Source organism: Bradyrhizobium sp. MOS002 (genome assembly GCF_003020115.1).
Taxonomy (GTDB): domain Bacteria; phylum Pseudomonadota; class Alphaproteobacteria; order Rhizobiales; family Xanthobacteraceae; genus Bradyrhizobium.
In genome coordinates this window covers 260,367-286,240 of sequence record NZ_PYFX01000007.1, presented here as the reverse complement: position 1 = coordinate 286,240, position 25,874 = coordinate 260,367, and the positions used below count along the sequence as shown (strand labels likewise).

The 25,874-nt window shown below is 64.3% G+C and carries 25 protein-coding genes and 1 pseudogene; 16 read left to right on the top strand and 10 right to left on the bottom strand.

Annotated features, from left to right (window positions below):
• Positions 1-135 precede the first annotated feature (135 nt).
• The 3 genes from thrS to C7G41_RS22790 all read left to right on the top strand — a co-directional run bounded on the left by thrS (position 136) and on the right by C7G41_RS22790 (position 4,206).
• Positions 136-2,217: a threonine--tRNA ligase gene (gene thrS, locus C7G41_RS22800; protein WP_199198545.1), complete on the top strand. Its 2,082-nt coding sequence runs from the start codon at positions 136-138 to the stop codon at positions 2,215-2,217.
• A gap of 93 nt (positions 2,218-2,310) precedes the next feature.
• Positions 2,311-2,874, top strand: coding sequence for a nitroreductase (locus tag C7G41_RS22795; RefSeq protein ID WP_199198544.1), 564 nt, complete (start codon positions 2,311-2,313; stop codon positions 2,872-2,874).
• A gap of 63 nt (positions 2,875-2,937) precedes the next feature.
• Positions 2,938-4,206: a serine hydrolase gene (locus C7G41_RS22790; RefSeq protein WP_106944614.1), complete on the top strand. Its 1,269-nt coding sequence runs from the start codon at positions 2,938-2,940 to the stop codon at positions 4,204-4,206.
• Here C7G41_RS22790 and C7G41_RS22785 read toward each other — a convergent pair.
• A complete protein-coding gene (locus C7G41_RS22785) occupies positions 4,192-6,654 on the bottom strand; it encodes a bifunctional diguanylate cyclase/phosphodiesterase (RefSeq protein WP_106944613.1) in 2,463 nt (820 codons plus the stop codon). The two genes, C7G41_RS22790 and C7G41_RS22785, sit on opposite strands and share 15 nt — an antisense overlap.
• Before the next feature lie 569 nt (positions 6,655-7,223).
• Between C7G41_RS22785 and C7G41_RS22780 the strand changes: the two genes are divergently transcribed.
• From C7G41_RS22780 to C7G41_RS22755, 6 genes and pseudogenes are all read left to right on the top strand, one after another.
• On the top strand, positions 7,224-8,477 hold the full coding sequence (locus tag C7G41_RS22780) for a site-specific integrase (RefSeq protein ID WP_106944612.1): 1,254 nt from the start codon (positions 7,224-7,226) through the stop codon (positions 8,475-8,477).
• Between the two features lie 191 nt (positions 8,478-8,668).
• On the top strand, positions 8,669-8,902 hold the full coding sequence (locus C7G41_RS22775) for a hypothetical protein (protein WP_106944611.1): 234 nt from the start codon (positions 8,669-8,671) through the stop codon (positions 8,900-8,902).
• Between the two features lie 267 nt (positions 8,903-9,169).
• Positions 9,170-9,364 (top strand): annotated as a pseudogene (locus C7G41_RS39020) (helix-turn-helix domain-containing protein); the annotation flags it as partial.
• Positions 9,365-9,792: 428 nt separating this feature from the next.
• The gene (locus tag C7G41_RS38325; protein ID WP_245446630.1) at positions 9,793-10,014 is read left to right on the top strand and encodes a hypothetical protein; all 222 of its coding nucleotides are present in this window, start codon (positions 9,793-9,795) and stop codon (positions 10,012-10,014) included.
• A gap of 430 nt (positions 10,015-10,444) precedes the next feature.
• On the top strand, positions 10,445-10,696 hold the full coding sequence (locus tag C7G41_RS22760; protein ID WP_106944608.1) for a hypothetical protein: 252 nt from the start codon (positions 10,445-10,447) through the stop codon (positions 10,694-10,696).
• 13 nt (positions 10,697-10,709) lie between these two features.
• On the top strand, positions 10,710-11,012 hold the full coding sequence (locus tag C7G41_RS22755; protein WP_158268023.1) for an HNH endonuclease: 303 nt from the start codon (positions 10,710-10,712) through the stop codon (positions 11,010-11,012).
• Positions 11,013-12,024: 1,012 nt separating this feature from the next.
• Here the strand turns inward: C7G41_RS22755 and C7G41_RS22750 are convergent.
• Positions 12,025-12,324, bottom strand: a complete 300-nt coding sequence (locus tag C7G41_RS22750) for a hypothetical protein (protein ID WP_106944606.1) — start codon at positions 12,322-12,324, stop codon at positions 12,025-12,027.
• Between the two features lie 107 nt (positions 12,325-12,431).
• Between C7G41_RS22750 and C7G41_RS22745 the strand changes: the two genes are divergently transcribed.
• From C7G41_RS22745 to C7G41_RS22735, 3 genes are read left to right on the top strand one after another with little or no spacing between them, the layout of a single operon-like run.
• The gene (locus tag C7G41_RS22745) at positions 12,432-13,550 is read left to right on the top strand and encodes a phage major capsid protein (RefSeq protein WP_106944605.1); all 1,119 of its coding nucleotides are present in this window, start codon (positions 12,432-12,434) and stop codon (positions 13,548-13,550) included.
• A gap of 7 nt (positions 13,551-13,557) precedes the next feature.
• The gene (locus C7G41_RS22740) at positions 13,558-14,034 is read left to right on the top strand and encodes a hypothetical protein (RefSeq protein WP_106944604.1); all 477 of its coding nucleotides are present in this window, start codon (positions 13,558-13,560) and stop codon (positions 14,032-14,034) included.
• Between the two features lie 21 nt (positions 14,035-14,055).
• Entirely contained in the window at positions 14,056-14,328 is a 273-nt protein-coding gene (locus tag C7G41_RS22735; RefSeq protein ID WP_106944603.1) for a hypothetical protein, read from the top strand.
• A 408-nt stretch (positions 14,329-14,736) separates the two neighbouring features.
• Here C7G41_RS22735 and C7G41_RS38320 read toward each other — a convergent pair whose 3' ends face one another.
• Positions 14,737-15,084 carry a hypothetical protein gene (locus tag C7G41_RS38320; RefSeq protein WP_245446628.1) on the bottom strand — a complete coding sequence of 116 codons (348 nt, stop codon included), beginning with the start codon at positions 15,082-15,084 and terminating at the stop codon, positions 14,737-14,739.
• A gap of 45 nt (positions 15,085-15,129) precedes the next feature.
• Positions 15,130-15,981, bottom strand: a complete 852-nt coding sequence (locus tag C7G41_RS22725; RefSeq protein WP_106944680.1) for a LysR family transcriptional regulator — start codon at positions 15,979-15,981, stop codon at positions 15,130-15,132.
• Positions 15,982-16,087: 106 nt separating this feature from the next.
• On the opposite strand from C7G41_RS22725, the gene C7G41_RS22720 reads away from it, so the two are divergent.
• Complete coding sequence (locus C7G41_RS22720; protein ID WP_245446626.1) at positions 16,088-17,080, top strand: zinc-dependent alcohol dehydrogenase family protein; 993 nt, start codon at positions 16,088-16,090, stop codon at positions 17,078-17,080.
• A gap of 79 nt (positions 17,081-17,159) precedes the next feature.
• Here the strand turns inward: C7G41_RS22720 and C7G41_RS37900 are convergent, their stop codons facing one another.
• Together C7G41_RS37900 and C7G41_RS22710 are read right to left on the bottom strand one after the other, a co-directional pair.
• On the bottom strand, positions 17,160-17,399 hold the full coding sequence (locus tag C7G41_RS37900) for a hypothetical protein (RefSeq protein ID WP_245446624.1): 240 nt from the start codon (positions 17,397-17,399) through the stop codon (positions 17,160-17,162).
• 345 nt (positions 17,400-17,744) lie between these two features.
• Positions 17,745-18,818 (bottom strand): hypothetical protein, encoded by a 1,074-nt coding sequence (locus C7G41_RS22710; protein WP_106944602.1) that lies wholly within the window; start codon positions 18,816-18,818, stop codon positions 17,745-17,747.
• A 248-nt stretch (positions 18,819-19,066) separates the two neighbouring features.
• Between C7G41_RS22710 and C7G41_RS22705 the strand changes: the two genes are divergently transcribed.
• Positions 19,067-20,104: a patatin-like phospholipase family protein gene (locus C7G41_RS22705; RefSeq protein WP_106944678.1), complete on the top strand. Its 1,038-nt coding sequence runs from the start codon at positions 19,067-19,069 to the stop codon at positions 20,102-20,104.
• Between the two features lie 17 nt (positions 20,105-20,121).
• On the opposite strand, the gene C7G41_RS22700 is transcribed toward C7G41_RS22705, so the two are convergent.
• Complete coding sequence (locus tag C7G41_RS22700) at positions 20,122-20,550, bottom strand: CBS domain-containing protein (RefSeq protein ID WP_106944601.1); 429 nt, start codon at positions 20,548-20,550, stop codon at positions 20,122-20,124.
• 190 nt (positions 20,551-20,740) lie between these two features.
• Positions 20,741-21,577 carry a rhomboid family intramembrane serine protease gene (locus tag C7G41_RS22695; protein WP_106944600.1) on the bottom strand — a complete coding sequence of 279 codons (837 nt, stop codon included), beginning with the start codon at positions 21,575-21,577 and terminating at the stop codon, positions 20,741-20,743.
• A gap of 465 nt (positions 21,578-22,042) precedes the next feature.
• On the opposite strand from C7G41_RS22695, the gene C7G41_RS22690 reads away from it, so the two are divergent.
• Complete coding sequence (locus tag C7G41_RS22690; protein WP_106944599.1) at positions 22,043-22,597, top strand: PAS domain-containing protein; 555 nt, start codon at positions 22,043-22,045, stop codon at positions 22,595-22,597.
• Positions 22,598-22,610: 13 nt separating this feature from the next.
• Here C7G41_RS22690 and C7G41_RS22685 read toward each other — a convergent pair whose 3' ends face one another.
• Entirely contained in the window at positions 22,611-23,000 is a 390-nt protein-coding gene (locus tag C7G41_RS22685; protein ID WP_199198543.1) for a hypothetical protein, read from the bottom strand.
• A gap of 146 nt (positions 23,001-23,146) precedes the next feature.
• Here C7G41_RS22685 and C7G41_RS22680 point away from each other — a divergent pair, with 146 nt between their 5' ends.
• Complete coding sequence (locus C7G41_RS22680; RefSeq protein ID WP_106944677.1) at positions 23,147-23,653, top strand: GNAT family N-acetyltransferase; 507 nt, start codon at positions 23,147-23,149, stop codon at positions 23,651-23,653.
• A 32-nt stretch (positions 23,654-23,685) separates the two neighbouring features.
• Here the strand turns inward: C7G41_RS22680 and C7G41_RS22675 are convergent, their stop codons facing one another.
• Complete coding sequence (locus C7G41_RS22675; protein WP_199198558.1) at positions 23,686-25,671, bottom strand: DEAD/DEAH box helicase; 1,986 nt, start codon at positions 25,669-25,671, stop codon at positions 23,686-23,688.
• Positions 25,672-25,874: the final 203 nt, after the last annotated feature.

The window sequence follows — 25,874 nt, the reverse complement described above, 5'->3', positions numbered from 1 at the left end:
TAGTTCGTGCAACGCCCCGGCTTTTGCGCGCCTGTTTCTTGGAAATGCCGGATTGCGCAGGCCGAATCGCCTGATATATCGCTCGTTCCCGCTTACCTGCGCTCGTTCGCAGGAGTGAGCCTCAGGAGACATGCAATGACCGACCAGCCCAACGACCAATCCAAGGACCAATCCAAGTCCGAGCAGCCCAAGTCCGAATCCGGCTTCCAGTACAGCCTCAGCAATTTGAGGCCCGTGACCCCGCCGGAAAAAATCACCCTCACCTTTCCCGACGGCGCCCGGCGCGAATACGCCAAGAGCATCACCGGCCTCGAACTCGCCAAAGGCATTTCGCCGTCGCTGGCCAAGCGCACGGTCGCGATGGCGCTCGACGGCGTGGTCTCCGACCTCGACGACGCAATCGAAGCCGATGCCAGGATCGAGCTGATCAACCGCGACGATCCGCGCGCGCTCGAGCTGATCCGCCATGACTGCGCCCACGTGCTTGCCGAAGCCGTGCAGACGCTGTGGCCGGGCACCCAGGTCACCATCGGCCCCGTGATCGAGAACGGCTTCTATTACGATTTCTTCCGCAACGAGCCGTTCACGCCGGAAGACTTTGCCGCGATCGAGAAAAAGATGCGCGAGCTCATCGCGCGCGACAAACCTTTTACGAAGGAGGTTTGGGATCGCGAAAAGACAAAACAGGTGTTCCGCGACAAGGGCGAGGCGTTCAAGGTCGAGCTGGTCGACGCCATTCCCGGCAACGAACCGATCAAGATCTATTACCAGGGCGACTGGTTCGATCTCTGCCGCGGCCCGCACATGACCTCGACCGGCAAGGTCGGCAACGCCTTCAAGCTGATGAAGGTGGCCGGCGCCTATTGGCGCGGCGACAGCAACAACCCGATGCTGACCCGCATCTACGGCACGGCATTCGCCAAGCAGGAGGACCTCGACGCTTATCTGAAGCAGATCGAGGAAGCGGAGAAGCGCGACCATCGCAAGCTCGGGCGCGAGCTCGACCTCTTCCACTTCCAGGAGGAAGGTCCGGGCGTCGTGTTCTGGCACGCCAAGGGCTGGACCATCTTCCAGCAGCTGATCGCCTATATGCGGCGGCGCCTGGCCGGCGACTACAGCGAGGTCAATGCCCCGCAGATCCTCGACAAGTCGCTGTGGGAGACCTCCGGCCATTGGGGCTGGTACCGCGAGAACATGTTCGCGGCGCAGTCGGCGGGCGACGAGGCCGAGGACAAGCGCTGGTTCGCGCTGAAGCCGATGAACTGCCCGGGCCACGTGCAGATCTTCAAGCATGGCCTGAAGAGCTACCGCGACCTGCCGCTGCGGCTCGCCGAGTTCGGCGTGGTGCACCGCTACGAGCCGTCCGGCGCGATGCACGGATTGATGCGCGTGCGCGGCTTCACCCAGGACGACGCGCACATCTTCTGCATGGAGGATCAGCTCGCCGACGAGTGCCTGAAGATCAACGAGCTGATCCTGTCGACCTACGCCGATTTCGGTTTCACCGGCGATCTCACCGTGAAGCTGTCGACCCGGCCGGAGAAACGCGTCGGCACCGACGCGATGTGGGATCACGCCGAGCGCGTGATGGCGACGGTGCTGCGCGAGATCCAGTCGCAGAACAATCACATCAAGACCGAGATCAATCCGGGCGAAGGCGCCTTTTACGGGCCGAAGTTCGAATATGTGCTGCGCGACGCCATCGGCCGCGACTGGCAGTGCGGCACCACGCAGGTCGACTTCAACCTGCCGGAACGGTTCGGTGCGTTCTACATCGACCACGACAGCGGCAAGAAGCCGCCGGTGATGGTGCACCGCGCGATCTGCGGTTCGATGGAGCGCTTCATTGGCATCCTGATCGAGCACTATGCCGGCAACTTCCCGCTCTGGCTGTCGCCGGTGCAGGTGGTGGTCACCACCATCACGTCGGAAGCCGACGAGTATGCCAAGCAGGTGCTGGAGCAGGTCCGGCGTGCGGGACTTCGGGCCGAGATCGACCTGCGCAACGAAAAGATCAACTACAAGGTCCGCGAGCACTCGCTGGCCAAGATTCCGGCACTGCTCGTGGTCGGCAAGAAAGAGGCCGAGACGCAGTCGGTCTCGATCCGCCGGCTCGGCAGCGACGGGCAGAACGTGATGACGACGGTGGAGGCGATCGCCGCGCTGGTCGAGGAGGCCACCCCGCCCGACGTCAGGCGGGCGCGCGAGGCGGCCTGACTTCTGAAATCGGTCTAAACTCGCTTTCGGTTGCGGGCGTGCATTCCTATGTGGGGACTGCACGCCCGACGACCAGCCGAAGAGGAAACTGCAGTGCCCGACGCCATCGAACTCCTGAAGACCCGCCGCTCGGTCAAGCCGCGCGAGATGTCCGGACCCGGCCCCTCCCCGGCCGAGCTCGAGACGATCCTCACCATCGGCGCGCGCGTGCCCGACCATGGCAAGCTCGCGCCCTGGCGCTTCATCATCTTCGAGGGCGATGCGCGCCAGCGCGCCGGCGAGGTGATCGCCAAGGTGTTTGCCCGGAAGAATCCCGGCGCGCCGGCGGCCGATGTCGAGACCGAGCGCAAACGCCTCACGGATGCGCCGCTGGTGATCGGCATCGTCAGCTTCACCAAGCCGCATCCGAAGGTGCCGGCCTTCGAGCAGGAATTGTCGGCTGGCGCCAGCGTCATGAACATCGTCACGGCCGTGACCGCGCTCGGCTACGGCGCCTGCTGGCTGACCGGCTGGTTCTCGTTCGATCGCGACGTGCTGGATGGCCTCGGCCTCAAGCCGGACGAGAAACTCGCCGGCTTCGTCCATATCGGCAAGCCGACCAAGCCGAGCGAGGACCGTCCGCGACCGGTCCTTTCTGAAATCGTGACGCGATTTTAATCGAAGGCGTGTTGACGCCTTCGAGGTCTTGCGGCTTTGATCCCGGCAAGGGAGGAAGCCCGGATGAAGCGTCGTGAATTTCTGGTCGGAGCCGCGCTGCTGGCCGGCACCATGGCGCGAAGCCGCGCAGGCGACATCCCCGCGCCGTCGTCCGACGGGCTCGCCCGCATCACAGCGTACTTCGACGACGAGGTAACGAGCGGGCGGCTGCCGGGCGCCGTGGTGCTGGTCCAGCAGCATGGCAAGCCGGTCTATCTGAAGAACTTCGGCGTGCGCGACACCAGGACGGGTCTCGCCATGACGCCCGACACGATCTTCGCCATTCACTCGATGACCAAGCCCATCACGTGCCTTGGCGCGATGATGCTGATCGACGAGGGCAAGTCTGCGCTCACCGACCCGGTGTCGAAATACATCCCGCTCTTCGCCGGCACCAAGGTGGGCATCGAGACCACCAAGCCCGGTGGCCCAACGACGGTCGAACTCGAACCGCCGGTCCGCCCCGTCAACATCGAGGATCTGCTGCGGCATACTTCGGGCATCAGCTACGATTATATCGGCGCCCCGTGGGTCATGGAGGTTTATCTCGCCGCCAAAATTTTCGACGGCCCCTTCAACAACAGACAATTCGCCGACCGCATCGCCGAGCTGCCGCTGACGCGTCAGCCCGGGACGCTGTGGCGCTACGGGCATTCCACCGACGTGCTGGGCAGCGTGATCGAGATCATCTCGGGCCAGACGCTGTACGAATTCCTGAAGCAGCGCATTTTTGATCCGCTCGGAATGAACAGCACCAAATTCGCGCTGAAGAGCCCGGAGGAGCGCGCACGGATGGCTCGGCCGCTGCCGAACGACCCGGTCTTGCTCGCCGGCGAGCGCGACCGCCTCGACCATCCCGAATGGGAATCCGGCGGTGGCGGCCTGCTCTCGACCATCACCGATTATCAGCGCTTCTCGCAGATGCTGCTCAATGGCGGCGAGTTCGAGGGCAAGCGTTACTTAAGCAGCGCGGCGTTCAAGGCCATGACGACCGATCACGTCGGCCCCGGCTCTGGTGTGGGGCGCGACTATTTCTATTTCCCGGGCGACGGTTTTGGTTATGGCTACGGCATTGGCGTGCGCACCGATCCCGGCAACGCCAAGCCGCCGCCGGCGGGGTCGATCGGCGAGTTGAAATGGGACTCAGGGAGCGGCACCTATTTCGGCGTCGATCCCAAGCTCGACATGGTCTACCTGCTGATGCAGCAGACGCAGAACGAGCGCAGCCGCATCACGCCTGCCTTCAAGGCGCTGGTCTACGATTGCTACCCGCCCGAGCTACGCCGCCCGTGAAGCGCGCTGGCCGAAATCGGCGAGCAGCTTCGCGATCTCGGCGGCGGGCCGCGCCGCGCTGAACAGGAAGCCCTGCACTTCGTTGCAGCCTTCGGCGCGCAACCACGCGAGCTGATCCTCGGTCTCGACGCCTTCCGCGGTCGTGGTGATGTTGAGGCTGCGGCCAAGCCCCGAGATCGCGCGAACGATCGCGACGCAATCGGGCCGCCCTGCCAGATCCTTGACGAAGGAGCGGTCGATCTTGATCTTGTCGAAGGGGAAGCTGCGGAGATAGCTGAGGCTGGAATAGCCGGTACCGAAATCATCCATGGAGATGCTGACGCCGAGCTCGCGCAACTGGTGCAGAATGGCGAGATTGGCATCGGTCTCGGCCAGGAAGATCGACTCGGTGATCTCGAGCTCGAGCCGCTTCGGCGACAGACCGGACTGCGCCAGTGCCGAGATCACGACCTGAACCAGATTGCGGCTGCGGAACTGCGCCGGCGACAGATTGACCGCGACCTTGACATCGACAGGCCATTTCACCGCCTCGGAGCAGGCCTCGCGCAGCACCCACTCACCGAGCTGGGTGATCAGGCCGATGTCCTCGGCGACCGGAATGAACTCCGCCGGCGAGATCATGCCCTTGTCGGGGTGATGCCAGCGCAGCAGCGACTCGAAGCCCGAGATGCGGTCTGAGGCGATCGAGACCAGCGGCTGGTAGTGCAGCTCGAACTCGCCATTGGCAAACGCGCGGCGCAGATCTAGCTCCATGTCGCGGCGCTTCTGCGCCTGCAGATCCATCTCGCGCTCGAAGAAATGATGCACGCAGCCGCCATCCGACTTCGCCCTGTACAGCGCCATGTCGGCATTGCGCATCAACTCTTCCGACGTCGTACCGTCGCCCGGCGACAGCGCGATGCCGATGCTGGCGCCGATCACCATCTCCTGCCCGTCTATCTCATAGGGCGCACTCAGGATGTCGATCAGCAAGCCCGCGCAGGCGCTGGCCTCGTTCGGCGAGACGTCGGCCGCCAGGATCACCGCGAACTCGTCGCCGCCGAGCCGGGCCGCGAGATTGGCGCCGCGGACCCCGGTGCTCAGACGTGCGGCAACCTCCTTCAACAGGCGGTCGCCCACTGGATGACCGAAGGAATCGTTGATGTTCTTGAACAGGTCGAGATCGATGTAGAGCACGCCGACCCGTTTTCCGGCGGCCTGGCCGAGCGCCTCCCTCAGGCGCTCCTGGAAATATTCGCGGTTCGGCAGATCGGTGAGCCCGTCATGGTGCGCCATGTGGGCGATCCGCGCCTCGGCCTTGCGCCGTTCGGTGATGTCGACCACCGCGACCAGATAGCCATCGCGATCGTCGAAGGCGACGCGGCGGCCGAAGGTGAGCACCTCGATCTCGCTGCCGTCGGCGCGCAGATGCCGCCAGTTGCGCGAGGAGTGATAGCTGTCGCCGATGCGTTCGAGCGCCTCGGCATGGCTGTCCCACTCGTCCTGCGGCCAGATCTCGTGCAGTTTCATGCGCAGGAAGGTGGCGCGGCTGTAGCCGTAATGCTGGACCGCGGCGTCGTTGACGCTGAGAAACTGCTTGCTCGCGGCGTCGAACACCCACATCGGCATCGGGTTGCTGTCGAACAGCAGGCGGAACGAGGCGTCGCGCCGCTTCAATACTGTGACATCCGAGATCGTCAGCGAGACGACGTCGGCGAACGCGGTGGCGCTCAGCCGGAGATGCCGTCCGTCGCTCTCGATCTCGAGCTGCTCGCCGCGGCCACCGGAGACGGCCTTGAGCAGGAATTCCAAGACCTCGAGCGAGGCCAGCAGCGTATCTCCCTCGCCGATCCGGCGCCACAACAGATCCGCGCCTTCGGCCTTCAGCAGCAGCCCCGCACTCCTGTTGTGGTGCACGATCTGGAGATCGAACGGCTTGCCACCCGCGTCGCGCAGCGTCGCCAGCGAGACCACCGCGTCGTCGGTCGAAGCGAAGATCGCGTCCAGGAGATTGTATTGCACGCCGCGTTCATTGATGTAGGCGCCGACCAGCGTCGCGCCCCAGCGCGAGGCCGTCGGCAGCGCCAGCACGTCGTAGGTCCTGACCATGCCGTCGCGCACGCAATAGGCGCTCGCCTGGTGCGGCTGCCCTTTGGCGAGCGCGCTCGCCGCGGCTTCCGACAGCGCGGTGGCGCAATCGGGCGATAGTGAGGCGACCGGGATGTCCCAACGCTCTTCGCCGAGCCATTTCTGCACGTAGCGTCCACTGCGCGACAGTTCGAGCGCGCCGTCGCCCTTGAGCAGCGCGATGTGGTCGGCGAGCCGTCCCAGGCTGCCAAGCATCACGTCCTCGTAGCGCGGCAGCCGTTCGCCCGCCTTCAAGGCGGCCCGCCATTTGCGCCGAAGCACCGGGATGTCGTCGAACATTTCGCCGGCCGGTTTTCCCGACACTTTCTTCGCGGCACTCATGGCAGTCCCCAACGCACTTTCCCGCCGCATCCAATGCAGCCGCGCTTAACGGCGTGTAAAGAGCGCGCGGGTGCGGGTTCCGTTGCGCGATTATGACAGTTTAAAGTCGGGCGTTGGTTAGTGGGCGTTAGAGACTATGACAGTTGTGCGAAGGCGTTGCGTAGGCAGCGTGTGGGACCGAAGCTTTGGCGCACCGCTGCATCAGCATCGTCATTGCGAGCGCAGCGAGACAATCCAGACTGCACACGCGGAAAGACTCTGGATTGCTTCGCTGCGCTCGCAATGACGGAGTATAGGCAAGAGCGTCGCTCTTAGGTTCGCATCTCACTCGCAGCCACACCTTCGCATCCTCGCGGCGTGTTCGCCCGAGCTTTGCTTTGGTCGCCTCACCCTCAAATGAAAGAGGGCGCAGGGGAATTTTGCAAGTTGCCGATAAGTGCCAAACAGGGGTAAGATAGGTAGTAAGTCATTGTAAAAGCACGGTTTACTGTCGCCCACTTATCGGGCGCTTATCAGGCGCTATCCTCGGCTTTTTTTGACACCGGCTCGACACAGGACACCGCATCACCATGGCGAAACCCCGCAAGCTCGCACTGGAAACCCTGACCGCCCGCGCCAGGCTCGCCGCGCGCAAGCAGCCGTATTTCGTTCGCGTCGCGCCGCACATTGCTCTCGGCTATCGCCGCAATGAAAGCGGGTTCGGCACCTGGTCGGTGCGTTTCGCGGATGGCAGCGCCTCGGGCTGGCTGAAAAAGTTCGGCATCGCCGACGACCTCGAACCTGCCGACAACACGAGCGTGTACTCCTACGATCAGGCGCTGGCGCAGTCCCGCAAGCTGGCGCGCGGCGAGGCCGACACCGAAACCACGGCCACGGGGTTCGCACCGATCAGCGTCGACGCTGCGCTCAAAAACTACCGCGCCGACCTTATCGCGCGTCAAAGCAATCCCTACAACGCCGAACACCCCCGCCTGCACCTCACCAGCGCGCTGTTGTCGAAGCCGGTGGCGCTGTTGACCTCGAAGGAATTGACAGCCTGGCGCGACGGGCTGATCGGCACGATGAAGCCGTCAACAATCAACCGGATGTGCCGCTGCATCAACGCAGCGCTGGCGCTGGCGGCGCAGCACGATCAGCGCATCAAGCCCGACGCTTGGGAAATCGGGCTCGCCGGGCTCCCCGATGCGACCGAGGTGCGCAATGTCATCCTCGGCGATGATCAGGTTCGCGCGTTCGTCGCCGAAGCCTACGGGCTCGACAATAAGTTCGGGCTTCTGATCGACTTGCTCGCGGTCACCGGCGCGCGGCCGAGCCAGGCTGTGCGGCTGTCGGTCGAGGATTTGCACCATCACCCGGCGCGACCGCGGTTGATGATGCCGAAATCGGCGAAGGGCGGGGGCCGCAACCGGGCGCAGAAGCGTATCGAACGCTATCCGGTGCCGATCACGCTCGACCTCGCCGGCAAGCTGCGGGCGGCAGCCAAGGGCCGCGCCGATGCGCCGTTATTGCTGCAAAGCGACGGCAGCCGCTGGCACCAGCACCCCGGACAGAGTTGCCATCGCCAGGTCGACAGGATCGTCAAGGCGCTCGGCCTCGATCCGAGCGAGGTGACGATGTATGCGTTGAGGCACGGCTCGATTGTTCGGATGCTGTTGAAGAACATCCCGATCAGGCTGGTGGCGTCGCTGCACAACACCAGCGTCGCGATGATCGAGAAGCACTATTCAAAATTTATCGCCGAGCACGGTGACGACCTCTCGCGGGCTGCGCTGCTACACCACCACGACTCACGAACCGACAACGTCGTGGCGCTGGCGCGGTGACGGCGCCGGCGAATGTGAGGTAACAATTGCTACTGGCGGGCGTAGAGAATTCAAACACTTGGCACTGACCCTTTTTTTTGTTTAGCGCGGGCTTGCCAAACTGCAACGACGGATGCAGTTTTGCTGACGATAAGTCAGCGACATGCGCCGCATAAACTGGCAACGGTCCCCTTCACTCGCGAGGCCACGCCATGTCGGAACGCCGGAACCCCAAGAAAACACCCAAGGCGAAACCCAAGGTGCCGCACGGCGCCTATTCGATCCCCGAATTTTGCGCGGCGCATGGCATTTCGGAAGTTCTGTATTATCGCCTGGGACGCGCCGGCCTCGGGCCGCGTATCATGAAGGTCGGCAGCCGCACGTTGATCAGCATCGAGGCGTGTGCAGAGTGGCGGCGCGAACGCGAAACCATCGCCGCAAAGTAGCTTTTGCGGAATGGTACGAGGACCGATGCCTGGTGTGTGAGGCCGGCATCGGTTCAAGCAAATATGAGGGGACACCTTCTCGAAGTTGAGGGACGTCTCACAATGTTTGCCAAGCCCGAACCAACCACCACCAGCACATAGAAACGACCGCCCCTGCGCAAACAACGGGACGGCCGCTCCAATATTCCAGAGGACACTAACGCCTTGGAATATCAAACCGCTCACCGTGTGCGTCAAGGGCCGGCCTCGATCGAGAGTACGGAAGCCATGACATGGGCAATTGTCGACCGCGTATTCAAAGCCAGAGTCGGCCTGGGCGGGGCAGCGAAGGCAGTGCTGCTATCCCTCGCCAACCACTGCGACAAGCTCGGGGGAAGCTGCTTTCCGGGGCAGGATGTCATCGAGAGCGAAACCGAACTGTCCCTCGACACTATCCAGCGTGCGCTTGCGGCTCTCGAACTGGACGGGTGGATCGAACGCTGGAAGCGACGTGTGCGCGGGCAATGGCCGTCGTGGGAATACCAGATCAACGTCGAAAAGCTGATCGACCGGGCCGCACCATACGGCTCGGTGGACCAAGCCGCACCATGCGGTTCGGTGGATACTGACCGGGCCGCACCATGCGGTTTGACCGAGCCGCACCGTGCGGCTCCACCGGGCCGCACCATGCGGCTTAAACCTATCCTTGAACCTATCAATGAACCTTCGCGCGCGAGATCGACCGACGACCGCCCTGCGCCTCGCCAGCGCGCTGACGCGCTCGGCGCGGGCCTCAACGGGCAAGAGCAAGGCAGTCTCTCCGAAGGAAGCCAGGAGCGCCGGAAGCCAACGGCATCAACGACGCCGGCGAGACAGCCGGCTTGCTCAACGGAATTCCGCTCGGAGCACGCTTGCGCGAGCGGATCGGTGAGCAGGCGTATTTGCTGTGGTTCGATGAGGTCGAGCAAGTCTCGTTGCGCGACGGTTTGCTCAAGCTTTCGGCTCCGGCTCGCTACATCGCCGCGCGTATCGAGAGTTGGTTCGCAACCGATCTGGAGGATCTGACCGGCGCGCACCGGATCAACGTGATTGTCCGCAAGTCGAAGCCGCCACCGGAGTCGGTGCCGCCATGACCGTGATCCCCGAATACGATCGGCTGACTGCACCGGCGCGATGCCGGCAACAAGGAGGACGACTATGGTCATCATGAACGGCGGACCTGAGAGGCAGAGTGCCTGAGTCCTGGCGGTGCGTCGACTGCCGCATCAACACCGCACCTGGCCATTTGAACCGCGCGGAAATGGAACAGGCCTTCGCCGCTGATTGGAGCGATCGTGGCGTCGAGCAAATCTACAGTGAACTCACGGAGGTCTACATCGTGAGGGAAGAGGTTTGGAAAGCTGCGGGCCTTGGGCCAATGGACGGCTGCCTATGCATCGGTTGCCTCGAACAGCGGATCGGCCGAACGCTGACCTCAAGGGATTTTCCGCGCAAACATCCGCTCAATAGAACGCCGGGAACGGGACGCTTGCTGGCTCGACGCGCAACCGCGGTGAAAACGCTATGACCACAAACAGGCCGTTGCAAATGTCCCCGGACGCGGCAGAGCGCATGCTGGACCGGATGGAGGCCGAGGCCGACAAGTGGGTGGCGCTCGGCTTTTGCCCGTGCTGCGTTGCCCGTACCTTGCTGTTACACGCCGGCCTGATCGCCGCGCACGAACTGGCACCTGGCGACATGCGCGCCGCGCTCGGCTATATCGCCAAGCAAAGCGAGCGGCACGCTCCTGCACCGGACGGCAAGGCACGGCATTGAGGAGATTGCCGCGGTGACGGACTTCCATTCGAGCTACGCTTGGCAGAAGGCTCGCCGCGTCGCCAGGATCGCGGCGCGTCATACCTGCGAGCGGTGCGGCCGCTTCCTGCCTGGCAAGGGCGAACTGCACGTGCATCATCGCAAGCCGGTGGCGAGGTCGATCGCGCTCGCGTTCGAGCCGCTGAACTTCTCAGTGCTCTGCCCACCGTGCCACAACATCGTTGAACCAAGGACCGGCACGCCCAAGTTTGGCTGCGACGTCGACGGCAAGCCGTTGTCAGAGGATCATCCGTGGTTCTTGCTCGGCAATGATTGACGGGGGCCTCAACGCCTTGAGCCGGTTCAACTTCCCCGGCGGCGCGCTGAATTTTCTGCATCCATTTTTATGGACTGATCGTCCAGAAACGCCGCCAAACCGCGGGTAACTTGGCGCCAATCCGTCGCAACCCAAAAATTCAGGTCGCTGTTGGCTTGAGGTGTTCGCCCTTGCATCCCCGGAAGCGGACCTGGCGTGGCCGCTCGCCAAAGTCGGCTTGTGACCCCTAAGCGGACTCCAGGACATCGCGCTGCCCCTGAGGGAGCGGCGTGCGTTAACCGCGCTGAAGCAGCAACAACCTGAGGCAGTACGCCTGACATATTGAAATCCGCTATTTGATGGTGGTAGTCTTTTACTTTTACTACTCACGCTATTTGCTCTGACGCTGTCCGGAGAGTGTTTTTTGTGCTCGGGAGGAGATTTATGCGAGGCTCTCGCGCAATCCTTTACGTCGAACGACTTGGCGAACTCACTTCTCAGCTCTCAGAATTGGAATATCTTCGAGGTCTGGTCGAAGACGCAGAGCGGCGCGCCCGCGGTGTTCCCCCAATACGCTTCACATGCCCTAGTTCGCGCCGCCTTCGAAGTCGCAAACCGGGCGCCCTGTCTGTCCGCTTCCGTCGCCTCGCGCCTCCGGCAAGATAGCAGCGCCTCAACACGCGGCCCGCCGGCAACGAATGCAACCACGGCCTGAGTCGGATGGTAGAATTGAGGCGCGCAGAGCGCGGGCTACTCGCCAACACGCGACGGCCAGCGAGCACATCAGAAGGAAAGGATGAGCATTCCCACCAGCACCACGTTGAACGTGCCAATCGCGATCACGGCGATGTCGAAAACCCGGGTCAAGCTGATCATGGTGTCCCCCGATACACGCCAACCGGGTAGTATGATGCGCCCGCCACGAGCGGGCGTCTATGCAGTTTGTGCCATGGCGCCGCCCGACCTCGCATCACCCGACCATCGCCGCTGTCGTCGCCGCCCGCCATGCCGCCAGCGTCTTGCGGTTCGCTTCCTAGGATCGATCGAGCGCGGCGAGCCGAGCGCGGTGAGCCAGGACGCCGCCGACGACCTCGAACCCGCCAGGCGCCGCGATCACGAATGCCCAACAGCGCGCATCGCGTAGTGCGACCTCGACGTCGAGCAGCGTGAGTTGCGGGTTCTCGCCGAGCACATCGCGCGCCGTCTTAGCAATTGCTACCGGGTCAAACGATCGATCGTCCACGATGAGGCGGTGACATTGGCGTGCTGAAATCGGCATGGCCGCGACCGTAACACATTCGCGCTTGATCCCGCCTGCGTCGCGGTCCACCATGGCGATGCTCGCGAACAAGCGCGCGTCGGGACGCCGACGCTGACGCCACGGGCACTGGCAGCCAGATTTCCCATCAACGGCCTTGGGCCGCAGGAACTGATGTTGCCATGAATGATCTTACACACACCCTCGGCCTGATGCGATCCGAACTGCGAGACGTGCGCAGCGTCGTGAACCGCGTGGACCACAAAACCGCACGGCTCGCCGCCGCCAACAGCACCTCAATCCGCAACGGCTGTTTGACCGCTCGCACGGCCGCTTGCGCACTCATCAGCCGCGTCACGAAACGGTCGGCCGCGGCTGTCGCGCAGCAACTGTGGCCGTATGACCTCGAACTCAAAGCCGCGACTGGACCGGCTCGCACCGACACTGCCGGTTGGAGCGCGGAACTGATCGGCGTCATGGTCGCCGACATCGCCGACAGAATGCTGCCGCAGTCGGTTTTCAGCCAACTGCGCGCGATGGGTTTGCAATACACATTCAGCGGCAATTCCGTCACCCGCGTGCCGAGCGTGCAGCCGGTGCCATCCGGCAACTTCGTCGCCGAAGGCGCGGCCGTCGGCGTCGGCGCGTTGCTGATCAACAGCACGAACCTGCCGCCGAGAAAGGCCGCGAGCATTGTCGCGTTGACGAAAGAAACGCTGCAAGGCTCGGCCGCCTCCGTCGAGACCTCGCTCGAAACGATCCTGCGTGAGGACTTGACGCTCGCGGTCGACAACATCTTGCTCGACAACGTCGCCGGCGACGCGATCCGGCCGCCTGGCCTGCGCGCCGGCATCGCCGGCTTGACGCCGACGGCCGCCGGCACCGGCAACACATTCGACAGAGCGGTCGCGGACGTCGAGGCGCTGCTCAACGCTATCAAGCCCGCGATCAAGCCGGCGTTGATCGTCGCCACGCCGCAGAGCGTCACATTAGGAAACATGCTCCTGCCAACACCGGCGATCAGGGCGCCTTTCCTGCCCAATCGCACGGTGATCGCGATCGATTGCGCGGCGTTCGCCTCGATCGTTGGAACGATCGACCTATCGAGCACCGAGGAAGCTCTGATCCACATGTCCGACACGCCGGCTCAGATCGGCGTCGCTGGCAGCCCGAACGCGATCAGTGCGCCGGCGCAGTCGCTATTTCAAACCGCGACGCTCGCATTGAGAAGCTTGCTCGACATCAATCGGAATTTGCGCAGGACCGGCAGCGTCGCGTGGATGACCGGCGTGAACTGGTGAGGCTGCCATGACAACCGACATTCCGCGAGATGCGGCCGGCGAGCCGCTGTTGACGAGGTGCCTCGATCAGCGTGCACGCCAGGGCGACTTTCCCCGCCGCGTCGTCGAGACGGTCGGCGACCTCGGTAAGCTGCTCGCCGACTATGCCGGACAATGTGATCGTGAACTAAGCGACATCAGCCTGACCTCGTTCTGGCCGTCGTTGTCGGCGATCATCTTGTCGAGCATGGACAACGACGCCGGCCGCCGCAACACCATGCGGACGGAATTCTTCGTTGCGCTGGCTGACCGAATTCGCTCCGTGCGCACCTTGCATGTTGAATGCGACGCCTGGATCGCACGCGAACACAAGCGGCAAGTTGCGGCGGCGAGACGCGCCGTGTCCTGGACGGGGGAAAACAAACGGTTGAAAGCGCGCGTCACCGAGCTTGAGGCCGAGTTGGAGCGGCGCAGCGGGGCGTGGCCGCGGGCGGTGGGGGAATGACCAGAGCGGCATGGCGTAGCGGTGACCGAACGGCAATTGCACCTCTTCCGATCGCGCAAGCAGCGCGGCCAGGCACTGCCGGCGCCGGGCGAATTTCAACTGCATGTCACGATCGCCGACATCCTGCGGCGCTGGGCGCTGCCGTCCTGGGAATGGGTGCATCTGCCGTTCGGCGAGCACAGAAGCGCCGCCACTGCCGGCAGGTTGGCAAGAATGGGCGTACGGAAAGGCTATCCCGATTTTGCGCTGTTCTGCATCGACGGCCGCGTCGCCGATCGCAGCTTAAAATGGTGATATTCATTAAGGACTTAGTGGAACCATAAGCCCGCGGACGTGCATAAAGCGAGGCGTTGGCCGAGCACGGAAAACCACTGTGGCGGATTATGTGCCCGTAAGGGAGCGGCCGCCGTCAGAGGGCCGCAAGATCGCGAGCGCGAGTCCGTAATGCGTTTTTGGCGCGGCGGCGCGGAAAGGGGCGGGGCGCGGTTCAATGCGCCTGTACGGCCTTCCTGCGAGGTATGCAGGACTTGCAGCACTTTTTGACACCGAGCATACGCCACCGGCCTTGGGCGTTGATGTGCAATGATTTTTTTGCCTGTGCATATCCCTGCGCAGTGGCTTTACGGCTTATGTCGTGCTCTCCCCGGGGAGCGATGCACTATTGCCCCCGTCGCCTTGCGGATGGCTGAGGCGTGTGCCCGGTTAGGCAACCACATCACCGCAAACACTTGACGCACAGACCCCGGGCGTCAGGACCACACGATTTCGCCGTACGCCGATCACACCGGTCGTGTGCGCGAGGCCTTCACTCACGGTTGCCCGCCCTGCGAAGCCGTTCGCGCCGATGTGACTAACGTCCACCGCCGCCCGGCCCGCGTTCGTGACGATCGCGATACGCCCCTCTTCCTTGGGCCGGGTTGCGGCGACACATACGCCGTTTCCGAATTTCGGTAAAGTGGAATATTTTTGGTGGCGCGCGTTGACTGACAGCTTGGGTGTTTTGCCGACAGGCAACACAAGGTCTTGTAGCCCGGATGAGCGAAGCGACATCCGGGATTCCTACCACGAGCCGTCCCGGGTATTCGCTCACCCGGGCTACCCTGCCAATCGCTCGATCACGAGATCGAGCAGCGCGCGCAGGCGGGCGAGGCGCCTGAGATCGCGATGATAACCCACAAAAGTGTCGCGGCCGGGTGGCGTCGCGCCGATGTCGAGCGCGACCAGCCGGCGGTCGCGATCGCCGAGCGGACGCGGCAGCACCGCGAGCCCGCCGCCGCTCGCGCAAAGCTCCGCCTGCGCCTGCCGGTTGTTGCTGCGCGAGGCGATTTCCATATTCGGCAGCGTGCGCTTCAGCCACAGGGCATCGGGCATGTCGGCGAATTCAGCATTCATGGTCACAACGCGGACACCGCTACCGTCGCCGGCGCGTGGCGGCTTGCTGCCTTTCTTGCCGTAGAGGGCGTAGGGAATGTGGAGCAGCTTCCGGGAGATCACTTCAGGCTCGTCGAACGGTTTGATGCGGAAGACGAGATCGGCCTCGCGGCGCGGCAGGCTGTAGAGGCGCGCATCGGTCAGAAGCTCGACCGTCACTTTGGGATGGCGCTTGCCGAAGGCGGCAATCACCGGCGAGAGTATCACTGTCCCGAACCAGTCCGACGACGACAGACGCAGCAAGCCGTCGAGCTGCGTCTCCGCGCCGGACGCACGCCGCTCCAAAGCGAGCGCCTCCTCTTCAATCCGCTCGGCGTGGCCCAGCACGGCCGTGCCCTCGTCGGTCAGCACGAAACCATCCGCCGTGCGCTGGAATAGCGTCTGTCCGAGCGACTGTTCGAGCGCGCGAAGTCGCCGCCCCATCGTCGGCTGGGTCTGGCCGATCTTCCGCGCGGCCGCACCGAGCGTGCCTTCGCGCGCGATCGCCAGGAAGATGCGCAGATCGCTCCAGTCCATCGAGCTGGCCTCCTCATACAAAAACGCACGGCAATCGTACATTCTCATTCATTCCCATGCAAAAAATAATGGGCATATTGGAGGCCGAAAACGGAGCAAGATGATCATGACGAGACAATCGACGATGCGCGCGGCCGTCATGGAGGCCCACAACGTGCCGCTGCGCCTCTCAACGATCTCCACGCCGGAGATCGGCCCGCGCGAGGTGCTGGTGCGAATCCGCGCGAGCGGGGTCAATCCGCTCGACACCAAAATCCACGCCGGCGCCGCGCCGCATGCGCGCCATCCGCTGCCTGCGATTCTCGGGCTGGATCTCGCCGGCGTGATCGAACAGACCGGGCGTGAGGTCTCGCGGTTCAAGCCGGGCGACGAGGTCTATGGCATGACGGGAGGCGTCGGCGGTGTGCAAGGATCGCTCGCCGAACTCGCCGCTGTCGACGCCGACCTGCTGGCGTTGAAGCCTGCCAATCTCAGCATGCGGGAGGCAGCCGCCCTGCCCCTCATCTTCATCACGGCCTGGGAAGGACTGATTGACCGCGCGGCGCTGAAGGCCGGCCAGAAGGTGCTGATCCATGGCGGCGCAGGCGGCGTCGGCCACGTCGCGATCCAGATCGCGCGCGCGTTCGGAGCAGATGTGTTCGCGACCGGCTCGGCATCGCAGCGCGCCACCGTCGAAGGCTTTGGCGCGACCTTCATCGATCGCGATACCGCCGTCGCGACTTATGTTGCAGAACATACCGGCGGCAGCGGGTTCGACGTCGTCTACGACACCGTCGGCGGCAAGGTACTCGACGCCTCCTTCGAAGCGGTGCGCCGCTTCGGCCATGTCGTGAGTGCGCTCGGATGGGGGACGCATGCGCTTGCGCCGCTTTCGTTCCGCGCCGCCACCTATTCCGGCGTGTTTACGCTGCTGCCACTGCTGTCAGGCGAAGGCCGCACCCATCACGGAGAGATCATGACGGAAGCTACGCGCCTGATTGAGGCAGGCAAGCTCGTGCCTACGCTCGATGCCCGGCACTTCACGCTGGAGAACGTCGGCGATGCCTATGCGCTGATCCGCGATCGCGCGACGCAAGGCAAGCTCGTCGTGGATATCTGACGGCGCTCGCAGAGAAGTCTCGTCGCCGGATGAGCGAAGCCGCAAGCCGGGACGTGGAAACCCGCACACGCAGCCGCCACTAGTCCTCGCTGGGGGCCGCGGAGCGATTGCGCAGATGGGCCTGCGACAACAGAAAGAACAATGCGCGCTCGCCGTGATATTTGGCGGACGGCCGGGTGCGCTCGAAGCCATCGGCAAATTTCTTGCCGGATTGGTCGCACACCTGCCACCGCCAGCCGAACCGCTTACGCCTGGTGAGGATCACTTCGAACATGCCGACGAGCTTGGCCCCTGCTCCTTGCCGGTCTCGCAGACGCACAAGCCTGCTCCGGCCTCCTCCTTTGGAGAGATGCCCGACATATAACGCAGCAGGATGGAAAGAGAATAAAATTGATTATCGGAAAAAGGTATCTTGCACCGGCTTTGACGAAGTTGCGGCGGCTCTGGAATAAGCCGGCGGTGCCGGTGTTGATCAATCCTGCTTGGTAGCGCTGCCAGAGCTGTTCAAATCGCAACACCAAACGGAGCAGCGGAGCGCATCTGCTTTCGCACACCTGACGGGGGCTGGCGGTAATAAGATATGGGATATCCGTGCGCTGAATGAGAAGTGTTCACCAGGCACGAAGACCCACGTCGGGCCGCATCCGGCATCACCGCTCAAGCACTAGCGGGCGACCACTTCCACTTCGCCGTCGACGCCGTTGACGACGTTGAAGCCGCGCTCGTAGACCTTGCCCTCGTTCTTGGCGATAGCACGGTATTCGCCTTCGGAGAGCACGACGCGCGGGAAGGCGCCGATCGATTCCTTGATGACGTCGCCGCCGGGGGTCAGCACCGACCAGGCGGTGTTGGCGAGCGCCTCGCCGCCCCTGTCGCTGACGAGCTTGAGCGTGATGACGGCGGCGCGGTGGGTGATGGTGACGTCGGTGAGCTTGCTGGCCTGGACCCGGATGTCCGAGCGCACCACCGAATTGGCGTCGCCGTAATTCGAGATGATGTAATAGGTGCCCTCCGGCAGCAGCACGACGTCACCGGCCGCGACGTTCGGCACCAAGGAGGCGCGCTCGCCGGATTCGAACTGGCTGCCCTTGTAGATCGCGAACGAGATCTGGTTCTGCGGAATGCGGCTGGTGCCGACGCGGCCCTCGATGCGCAAGCCGCCGGCGGGCAGCACGAAGGACTCGCGATCGGTCTCGGCCTTCAGGCTGACGGTGCGCACCGCGCTGACGAGGCCAAAGGCGACGTGCACGACGTAATTGCCCGGCGGCAGCACGATGTTCGGCGTGGCGTTGCGGTCCTCGCGGATCAGCTTGAAGGTGCCGTTCTCGTCGGGACGATCGGCAAACACGCGCCAGACCAGGCCGCTGGTGATCGGCGGGGTGTCCTTGCCGTATTTCGCCGTCAGCGACAGCACGCCCTGTCCGGGCACAGCCGCGTTGAGCGGCGCGGCGGACGGCACGGTCGTGACCGCGGGCGGCGGCATGCTGGGCGTGGTCGGCTGCAACAGGGTCGGCGGCAGGCTTGGGGGGCCGGCGCCCGGCCCGGAAGGCGGCGCCAGATTGATCGCACCGCCGGGATCGGGCACCGAGGCGGGGGGAACCGGCGGCGGACGATCGGAGAAAAGCTGCGCCTGCGCAGCACCTTGGCCCGATATCACGAGGCCCGCGGCAAGCATCAGCGCCGGCAGCAGCGATGCGCTGCGCCGCCATCCGATGATGCCGTCACCCCCGAGAGTCATGCCACTTGCTCTTCACCGAAAACGCGGCAAATTCAAGCCTTTGATACCCTAGGAAATACGGGCCCGATATGTCTATTGGAACCCGGTTGACGCCTGCGTGATTAGACCTGAGGCGACCGCCGCTCGCCATACTCCTGCCCAGCGCCCTCTCCAAAGCGGCATAAACCATGCTTCGCCCATGATATGGCGGAGCGCAAATGCGGTGCCTAATCTGGTGGCGTAGGCTGGCCAGGCGTAGGAGAGTTTTGGTGCTGGACATCTTGAAGGGCCGCGGTGCGAACGGCTCGAACGGCGAGAAGGTCGGCCTCGGTAGCATCCGCCGGCCGATCATCGGCCTCGCCCTTGGCGGCGGCGCTGCCCGTGGCTTTGCCCATATCGGGATCGTGAGAACCCTGATTGCCAACGGCATCGTGCCCGACGTGGTGGTCGGCACCTCGATCGGCGCCGTGGTCGGCGGCCTCTATGCGGCCGGCCGGCTCGACACGCTGGAAGAATGGGGCCGCAGCCTGCAAGGCATGCGCAACATCCTCGGCTATCTCGACATCCGCCTCAACGGCTCCGGCCTGATCGGCGGCGAGAAGCTCGCGACCCGGCTCGAGGACGCGGTCGGCCAAGCCCTGATCGAGGACTTACCCATCAAGTTTGCGGCCGTCGCGACCGAGGTCCGCACCGGCCACGAAATCTGGTTGACGCGCGGCCGCGTGGTCGACGCGATGCGCGCCTCCTACGCGCTGCCCGGCATCTTCTCTCCGGTCCTGATCGGCGATCGCTGGCTGGTCGACGGCGCATTGGTGAACCCGGTGCCAGTCTCGGCCGCGCGCGCGCTCGGCGCGGAAATCGTCATCGCCGCAAATCTTTCCAGCGACATCTTCACCTATTCGACGACGGTCTATTCGCACGGCGCAATGCCTGAATCGGAGATTCCCGCGGCCGAAGAGCCGACGTCAAAGCGGCGCTTCCCGAGATTCTTCTCGCCCGAGAAGACGGTAAAGCGCGAGTTCTTCGGCGGCGGCAGCGCCCGGCCCGGCCTCTCTTCGGTGATGGTCGACGCCTTCAATATCATGCAGGACCGCATCACCCGCGCCCGCCTGGCCGGCGATCCGCCCGATATGCTGATCACACCGCGGATCGGCCAATTCGGCTGGTTCGATTTCCACCGCTCGGAGGACCTCATCGCCCTGGGCACCCGCGCGGCCGAGCGTGCGCTGGAGTCCATTAAGGAGGCAATCCACGAGCTGGCTCCGGCGCCCGAGGGCACTGCGCCCAAAGCCGACCAGCAGGAATGATCGGGCCGTCTTACTGATCAGGCGGTCTTGATGTAGTCGCGCAGGGCTTCCTGCTCCGACTCGTATTCCTGCACCCGGCGCTTGACGATGTCGCCGATCGAGATCAGGCCGACCACCTTGCCGCTGTCGACCACGGGCAGATGGCGGAACTTGCCGGTGGTCATCATTTCCATGAGCTCGGCGACCGTGTCGGCCTCCTTGCAGGTGACCACCTTGCGGGTCATGACCTGAGAGACCGGCTCCTCCAGCGCGCCGGCGCCGCGCTCGCCGATCACCCGCACGATGTCGCGCTCCGACAGGATGCCTTCCAGCCGGCTCTGGTTCATCACCAGCACCGCGCCGATCTTCTTTTCACCGAGCAGTTTGACCGCGACCGCCAGCTTCGCGTCCGGCTCGACGCTCATGATCTGGTGGCCCTTGGTGTTGAGGATCGAACGTACCGTCATTGTCGCCTCCCTGAATCGGAACCGTCCGCTGTTCGCGGTCCGGACTTGTTCTTCGAGTCTTCAACTAACAGTGGTCAGCGCCGGTTTCACGCTCGTGCGCTTTGCGAAGCATCGCCGGGAACGGCCTGTCGCTTCGGAACATTCTTCGCGGGAATGATGGATGAATTCGGGCGGCGCCGCAAGCGCCGCTTCAAATACCGTCCGAAATGTCCTGTGATGACGCATCCGCAGCATCGCTTCGCACGCGCGGCACCGGATCGAACAGCGTGAAAAGCAACAGGCCGGCAAGGAAGCCGCCGATATGCGCCTGCCAGGCAACGCTCGTGGTCTCGCTATCGACGCCGATCGCGCCGACGCCGAAGACGATGTTGACGCCGAACCACACCGCGAGAAAACCGAGCACCCGCCCGTCGCGCAGCGCGCGCGACAGCGGCAGCGCCGGAACTCTGGCGGCGGTATCGGCATCCGATCGGCTGAACGACAGGAAGCTGCCGCGAACGAAGGCGAAGCGGATCGCCGCCGCCATCGCGCCGGACACCGAGGCCGAGGCGCCGATCATCGGCGCCACCGCGTGCTCATGGGTGACGAGATGGGCGAGCGCGCCAGCCGCCGCCGTCACCGCGAGGAACAGGAAGAACCTGATGGCGCCAAAGCGCCGCGCCAGCGCGCTGCCGAACGGCAACAGCCACAGCACGTTGAAGCCGAGATGGGTGAGATTGGCGTGCAGCAGCGAGTAGGTGACGAAGGTCCAGACCTTGGCGCCGGCCCCTCCGGGAATCTCCAGGTTGAGCAGCGAGGAATCGTAGCGCTTGGGGATGAAGCCGAAGACGTCGATGGTCCAGTTCTCGAGCTCCGGCGGCAGCAGCACCCGCAGATGGATCACCGCGAGCAAAAGGATATAGGCGGTCAGCGCGAACGGCAGCGTCAGGATCGGCTCGCGCGGAGCCCCCTCAACGACGGCCGGCACCCCCAGCGAAGCATCTTGCGACGGAGGATCTTGCGGCGGAGAATTTGGCGGGGAATCCAAGGCGACTTCGCTTTCAGGCGCGATCGGAGCGACAGGCTTGACGACAGGCCTTGGAGATAGTCGCCTTTGCCCGTTCTGCGCAAGTGCACAAAAGGAAAAGGCAGGGCCCTGGGAAAGCCCTGCCTATCCGTGTCGGACTTCCGGTACCCAGAGAGACGGGAGTATCCCCACCCCTCCCCGCGGCCGGTGACCAAACTGTTTGACGCCTGTGTACAGGCCTCGCCGAGAACCTGGAGAAAAGCGGCGAGGCTTGCGACCGCGGTCACCATAGCAGCGGGGCGGCGCACGGAAAGCGCATAGTTAATTTAACGTTAACGACGCAAAGGCAGCGCCAGGGATGCCGAAAACGCCGCTGCGGCATGGACGCTGCAAAGCCCCTCCTGCACAACAACACAGGGATCGCGGCTGCACTGAAGCGGGACAGGTTTGTCCCGCGAGGTTGCGCCCCGGGGTAAGCGTTCAGTCATGAAACATCCGTCGAGCCGCGAGTTCTTCGCATATTGGAACACGAAGCGCGGCACTGCGCGGGCGCCCGACCGGGCCGATATCGATCCGGCCGCCGTGCGCGGCCTGCTCGGCGACATCTTCGTTCTGTCCTGCGAGCCGCATCTCGGCTTCCCGTTCCGCGTCGCCGGCACGCGCGTCTGCGCGCTTGCAGGGTGCGACCTCAAGGACTCGAGCTTTGCAGCGCTGTTCAACGAGGCCAGCCGCCGCGAGATCGAGGAGATCACGACCATCGTCGCCGACGAGAGCCTCGGCGCAATCGCCGGCGTCACCGCCGTGCGCGAGGACGGCAGCAAGGCACATCTCGAGCTGCTGCTGCTGCCATTCAACGCCCGCCCGCATACACCGGTGAGCGTGACCGGCGTGCTCGCGCCGTTCGACGACGAATGCGGCGCGCTTGGCCCGTTCGCCCTCACCTCCTGGCGCTATCTGCACCAGCCGGAAAAACTGCTGCCGCGCGCGATCCGCAAGCTGCAGATCGCACGCGGGCTGATGGTGTATGAGGGGTTGCGCTAGGAGTGCACCCTGCTCACGGCATCGCCAGATGCCAGGCGCCGTTCAGAAAGCCGTCGCCGGTGACGTCGCCGGGCTTGGTGTCCTTGGCGAAGGTGTAGAGCGGCTTGCCCTTGTAGGCCCACTGCTTCGAGCCGTCGTCGCGCGTGATGACGGTGTAGCCGTCGGCGGCGGCATCGCTCGCCTCGGCCTTCAGCACCGGCCAGTTGGTCGCACACGGACCATTACAGGCCGACTTGCCGTCGGCGTCCTTGTCGAAAGTATAGAGCGACATGCCCTTGGCGTCGGTGAGCACGTTGCCCTTGTCGGTCTTGCCGGTCTTGGTCGGCGGCGCCGCGAAAGCAACGGGAACCAGCGCCAGCGATATTGCGAGCGTGAGCGCGAGGCGGATCGAGGATGTCGTCATGGTCTCTCCTGTCATGCAATGGCTTGCATGGGGTAGGACGCCGCGCGAGCCGTCGTATTCCTGAGATGGCGACAAAGATATTTTTCGCTGCATGCATTGCCGCATCGGAATAAACTGGGATGATTGAGACGGAACGACGGATCGACATGAGCAAGCCGCATTGGCGTCCCGCGCACGTCTCCGATCTGCCGGCGATCGGCGCGATCGCAGTGCGGATCCATCCCGATCTGCCTGAGCGACCTGAGGTGTTCGCGGAAAAGATGCGGCTCTATCCTGATGGCTGCCGCGTGCTTGCCGCGGGCGACGGGATCGTCGGCTACGGTCTCGCGCATCCCTGGATGCAGCACCGGATTCCGCCGCTCGACGGCTTGCTCGAACAACTGCCCGGCGATGCGGATTGCCTCTATTTGCACGATGTCGCGGTGCTGCCCGACTTTCGCGGCGGCGCGGCGCGCGACTATGTCGTTGCGATCGAACAGCTCGCGCGCGTGTCAGGGATCGCGACGCTCGCATTGGTGTCGGTCTACGCCACGCGTCCGATGTGGGAGCATCTCGGCTTTCGGCCCGTCACGGCTGATGCGGAGCTGCGAGCAAAGCTCGCGACCTACGGCGACAGCGCAACCTATATGTTGCGCGACCTCGCCGCGACGTAACGCCCCTCCCCGTCGACGCCGGAGGACGGCAGTCAGGCGCGATGCTTCTTTTTCGTCTTCGGCTTCTTTCCGGGAGCGCCCTTCTCAGACCACGACGTGACCGAAGGCTCAGCTTGGCCCGGCTTGTTCTTGTGCTTTTTCTTCTTTGCGAAGGAAGGAGCATCGTCGAATTTCGGTGTGCGCTCGCCGTATGGCTTTTCGTACGGTTTGCCGCGTGGCTTGCCTTGAGGTTTGAACCCGTTCGGCTCGCGCGCGCGTTCGCCCTGGCGTTCACGATGATCGCTGTCGCCGCTCTCACGCCGCGGCGCATGGGTCCGCTCTTCCGAAGCCGCTTGCCGCTGCGGCGCATCCGCCAGCGGCTCGAGGCGGATATTGTCTTCCTTGTCCGGACGCTTGATCTTCACGGCGAAGGATTCCGCGACCCGCTCGGAAATTTCGAACTCGGTCGTGGTGTCCATGATCTTGATCGCGCCGATATCGTTCTTGTCGATGCCGCCACGGCGGCAGATCATGGGCAACAGCCAGCGCGCTTCCGCATTCTTTTTTCGTCCGATGTTGGCCCGGAACCAGACGCTGCCATCCGCCATGCCATGTTTCGACGACGATTTTCCCGCTTTGGGTCGAGCCCTTTCGGGCCGATCGTCGCCACGCGGAGCGCGGACATCGTCGCGCGGCGCGCGCGTATCGTTCCGACCGCGATCGTCGCGCGGCCGGCTGCTCCGTTCGCCGGGATCCATGATGTCTTCGGGCGACGGCAGCCGCGCGCGATAGAGCCGTGCGAGTGACGCTGCGATCTCCTCAGCCGACCGCTCGGCCAACAGCGCTTGCGCCAACGCCAGATCGTCGGCGGTGGTCTCCTCCGTGAAAAGCACGTCCTTCATGCGCTCGTGATCGAGCTTGCGGATCTCATCCGGCTGCGGCGCCGTCCCCCAGACCGCGTCGATCCCCGAAACATTCAGCAGCATTTCCGCACGCCGCCGCCGCACGGGCGGTACCAGCAGGATGCTCGTCCCCTTACGGCCCGCGCGGCCGGTGCGGCCGGAGCGATGCTGCATGACCTCGGCGTCGTTGGGCAGGTCCGCATGAATGACGAGATCGAGGCTCGGCAGATCGATGCCGCGCGCGGCGACGTCGGTCGCCACGCAGACGCGCGTGCGTCCGTCCCGCAGCGACTGCAGCGCCGTGGTTCGTTCGTTCTGCGTCAATTCGCCTGACAGAGCGACCACGGAGAAGCCGCGCTCCAGCAGCGCCGCCTGCAAATGCCGGACGCCATCGCGCGTGCTGCAGAATACCAGCGCGCTCGGCGCCTCGTAGAAGCGCAGCACGTTGACGACCGCGTGCTCGGCATCGCCGGGCGCGATCCGGATCGCGCGGTACTCGATATCGGCGTGACCGCCTTCGTCGCCGGCGACCTCGATCCGGAACGCCCGCTGCTGATACTGCTTGGCCAGCGCGACGATGCCGCGCGGGAACGTCGCCGAGAACATCAGGGTGCGACGCGTGTCCGGCGTGGTCTTGAGGATGAACTCCATGTCCTCGCGAAAGCCGAGATTGAGCATCTCGTCGGCCTCGTCGAGCACGACCACCTTCAATTCGGAGATGTCGAGACGGCCGCGGCGCAAATGATCGCACAACCGGCCGGGCGTGCCGACGACGATATGAGCGCCGGCCGCAAGCTCGCGCTGCTCGCGCCGGGGATCCATGCCGCCGACGCAGGAGACGACGCGCCCGCTCGCATGCTCGTACAGCCAGGCAAGTTCGCGATGGACCTGCAAGGCAAGCTCGCGGGTCGGCGCCACGATCAGGGCAAGCGGTGCACCCGCCCGCTCGAACCGCTCGGCGTCGCCCAACAGGTCCTTGGCCATGGCCAGCCCGTAGGCCAGGGTCTTGCCGGAGCCGGTCTGGGCCGAAACCAGCAGGTCGCGGTCAGCGGCCTCGTCCGTGAGCACGGCGAGCTGAACGGGGGTCGGACGGTCGTAGTTGCGCTCGGCCAAAGCTCGGGCGAGCGGCGGACTCATGGTCGGAAAAGACACGGGATAAACCTTGGTTGGTCCAGGCGCGGAACGTCGAGCCGCGCGACCTGAAGCTGCGTAGGCGGCAAATGGTCCAGCCGCACGCGTGGTGATTTGATTTGGACGCTCTTTACGCCAAGTGCGGGCAAATCACCATGCTTATGACGCATGGCTTTGGTGATGCCGAGAATAAGCTTACCGGTCGGCTC

Coding starts and splice junctions, on each gene's coding strand:
- thrS (WP_199198545.1), top strand. CDS start 136: ATGACCGACCAGCCCAACGACCAATCCAAGGACCAATCCAAGTCCGAG.
- C7G41_RS22790 (WP_106944614.1), top strand. CDS start 2,938: ATGAAGCGTCGTGAATTTCTGGTCGGAGCCGCGCTGCTGGCCGGCACC.
- C7G41_RS22785 (WP_106944613.1), bottom strand. CDS start 6,654: ATGAGTGCCGCGAAGAAAGTGTCGGGAAAACCGGCCGGCGAAATGTTC.
- C7G41_RS22780 (WP_106944612.1), top strand. CDS start 7,224: ATGGCGAAACCCCGCAAGCTCGCACTGGAAACCCTGACCGCCCGCGCC.
- C7G41_RS22775 (WP_106944611.1), top strand. CDS start 8,669: ATGTCGGAACGCCGGAACCCCAAGAAAACACCCAAGGCGAAACCCAAG.
- C7G41_RS22760 (WP_106944608.1), top strand. CDS start 10,445: ATGACCACAAACAGGCCGTTGCAAATGTCCCCGGACGCGGCAGAGCGC.
- C7G41_RS22750 (WP_106944606.1), bottom strand. CDS start 12,324: ATGGTGGACCGCGACGCAGGCGGGATCAAGCGCGAATGTGTTACGGTC.
- C7G41_RS22745 (WP_106944605.1), top strand. CDS start 12,432: ATGAATGATCTTACACACACCCTCGGCCTGATGCGATCCGAACTGCGA.
- C7G41_RS22740 (WP_106944604.1), top strand. CDS start 13,558: ATGACAACCGACATTCCGCGAGATGCGGCCGGCGAGCCGCTGTTGACG.
- C7G41_RS38320 (WP_245446628.1), bottom strand. CDS start 15,084: ATGTCGCTTCGCTCATCCGGGCTACAAGACCTTGTGTTGCCTGTCGGC.
- C7G41_RS22725 (WP_106944680.1), bottom strand. CDS start 15,981: ATGGACTGGAGCGATCTGCGCATCTTCCTGGCGATCGCGCGCGAAGGC.
- C7G41_RS22720 (WP_245446626.1), top strand. CDS start 16,088: ATGACGAGACAATCGACGATGCGCGCGGCCGTCATGGAGGCCCACAAC.
- C7G41_RS22710 (WP_106944602.1), bottom strand. CDS start 18,818: ATGACTCTCGGGGGTGACGGCATCATCGGATGGCGGCGCAGCGCATCG.
- C7G41_RS22700 (WP_106944601.1), bottom strand. CDS start 20,550: ATGACGGTACGTTCGATCCTCAACACCAAGGGCCACCAGATCATGAGC.
- C7G41_RS22690 (WP_106944599.1), top strand. CDS start 22,043: ATGAAACATCCGTCGAGCCGCGAGTTCTTCGCATATTGGAACACGAAG.
- C7G41_RS22685 (WP_199198543.1), bottom strand. CDS start 23,000: ATGACGACATCCTCGATCCGCCTCGCGCTCACGCTCGCAATATCGCTG.
- C7G41_RS22680 (WP_106944677.1), top strand. CDS start 23,147: ATGAGCAAGCCGCATTGGCGTCCCGCGCACGTCTCCGATCTGCCGGCG.
- C7G41_RS22675 (WP_199198558.1), bottom strand. CDS start 25,671: ATGAGTCCGCCGCTCGCCCGAGCTTTGGCCGAGCGCAACTACGACCGT.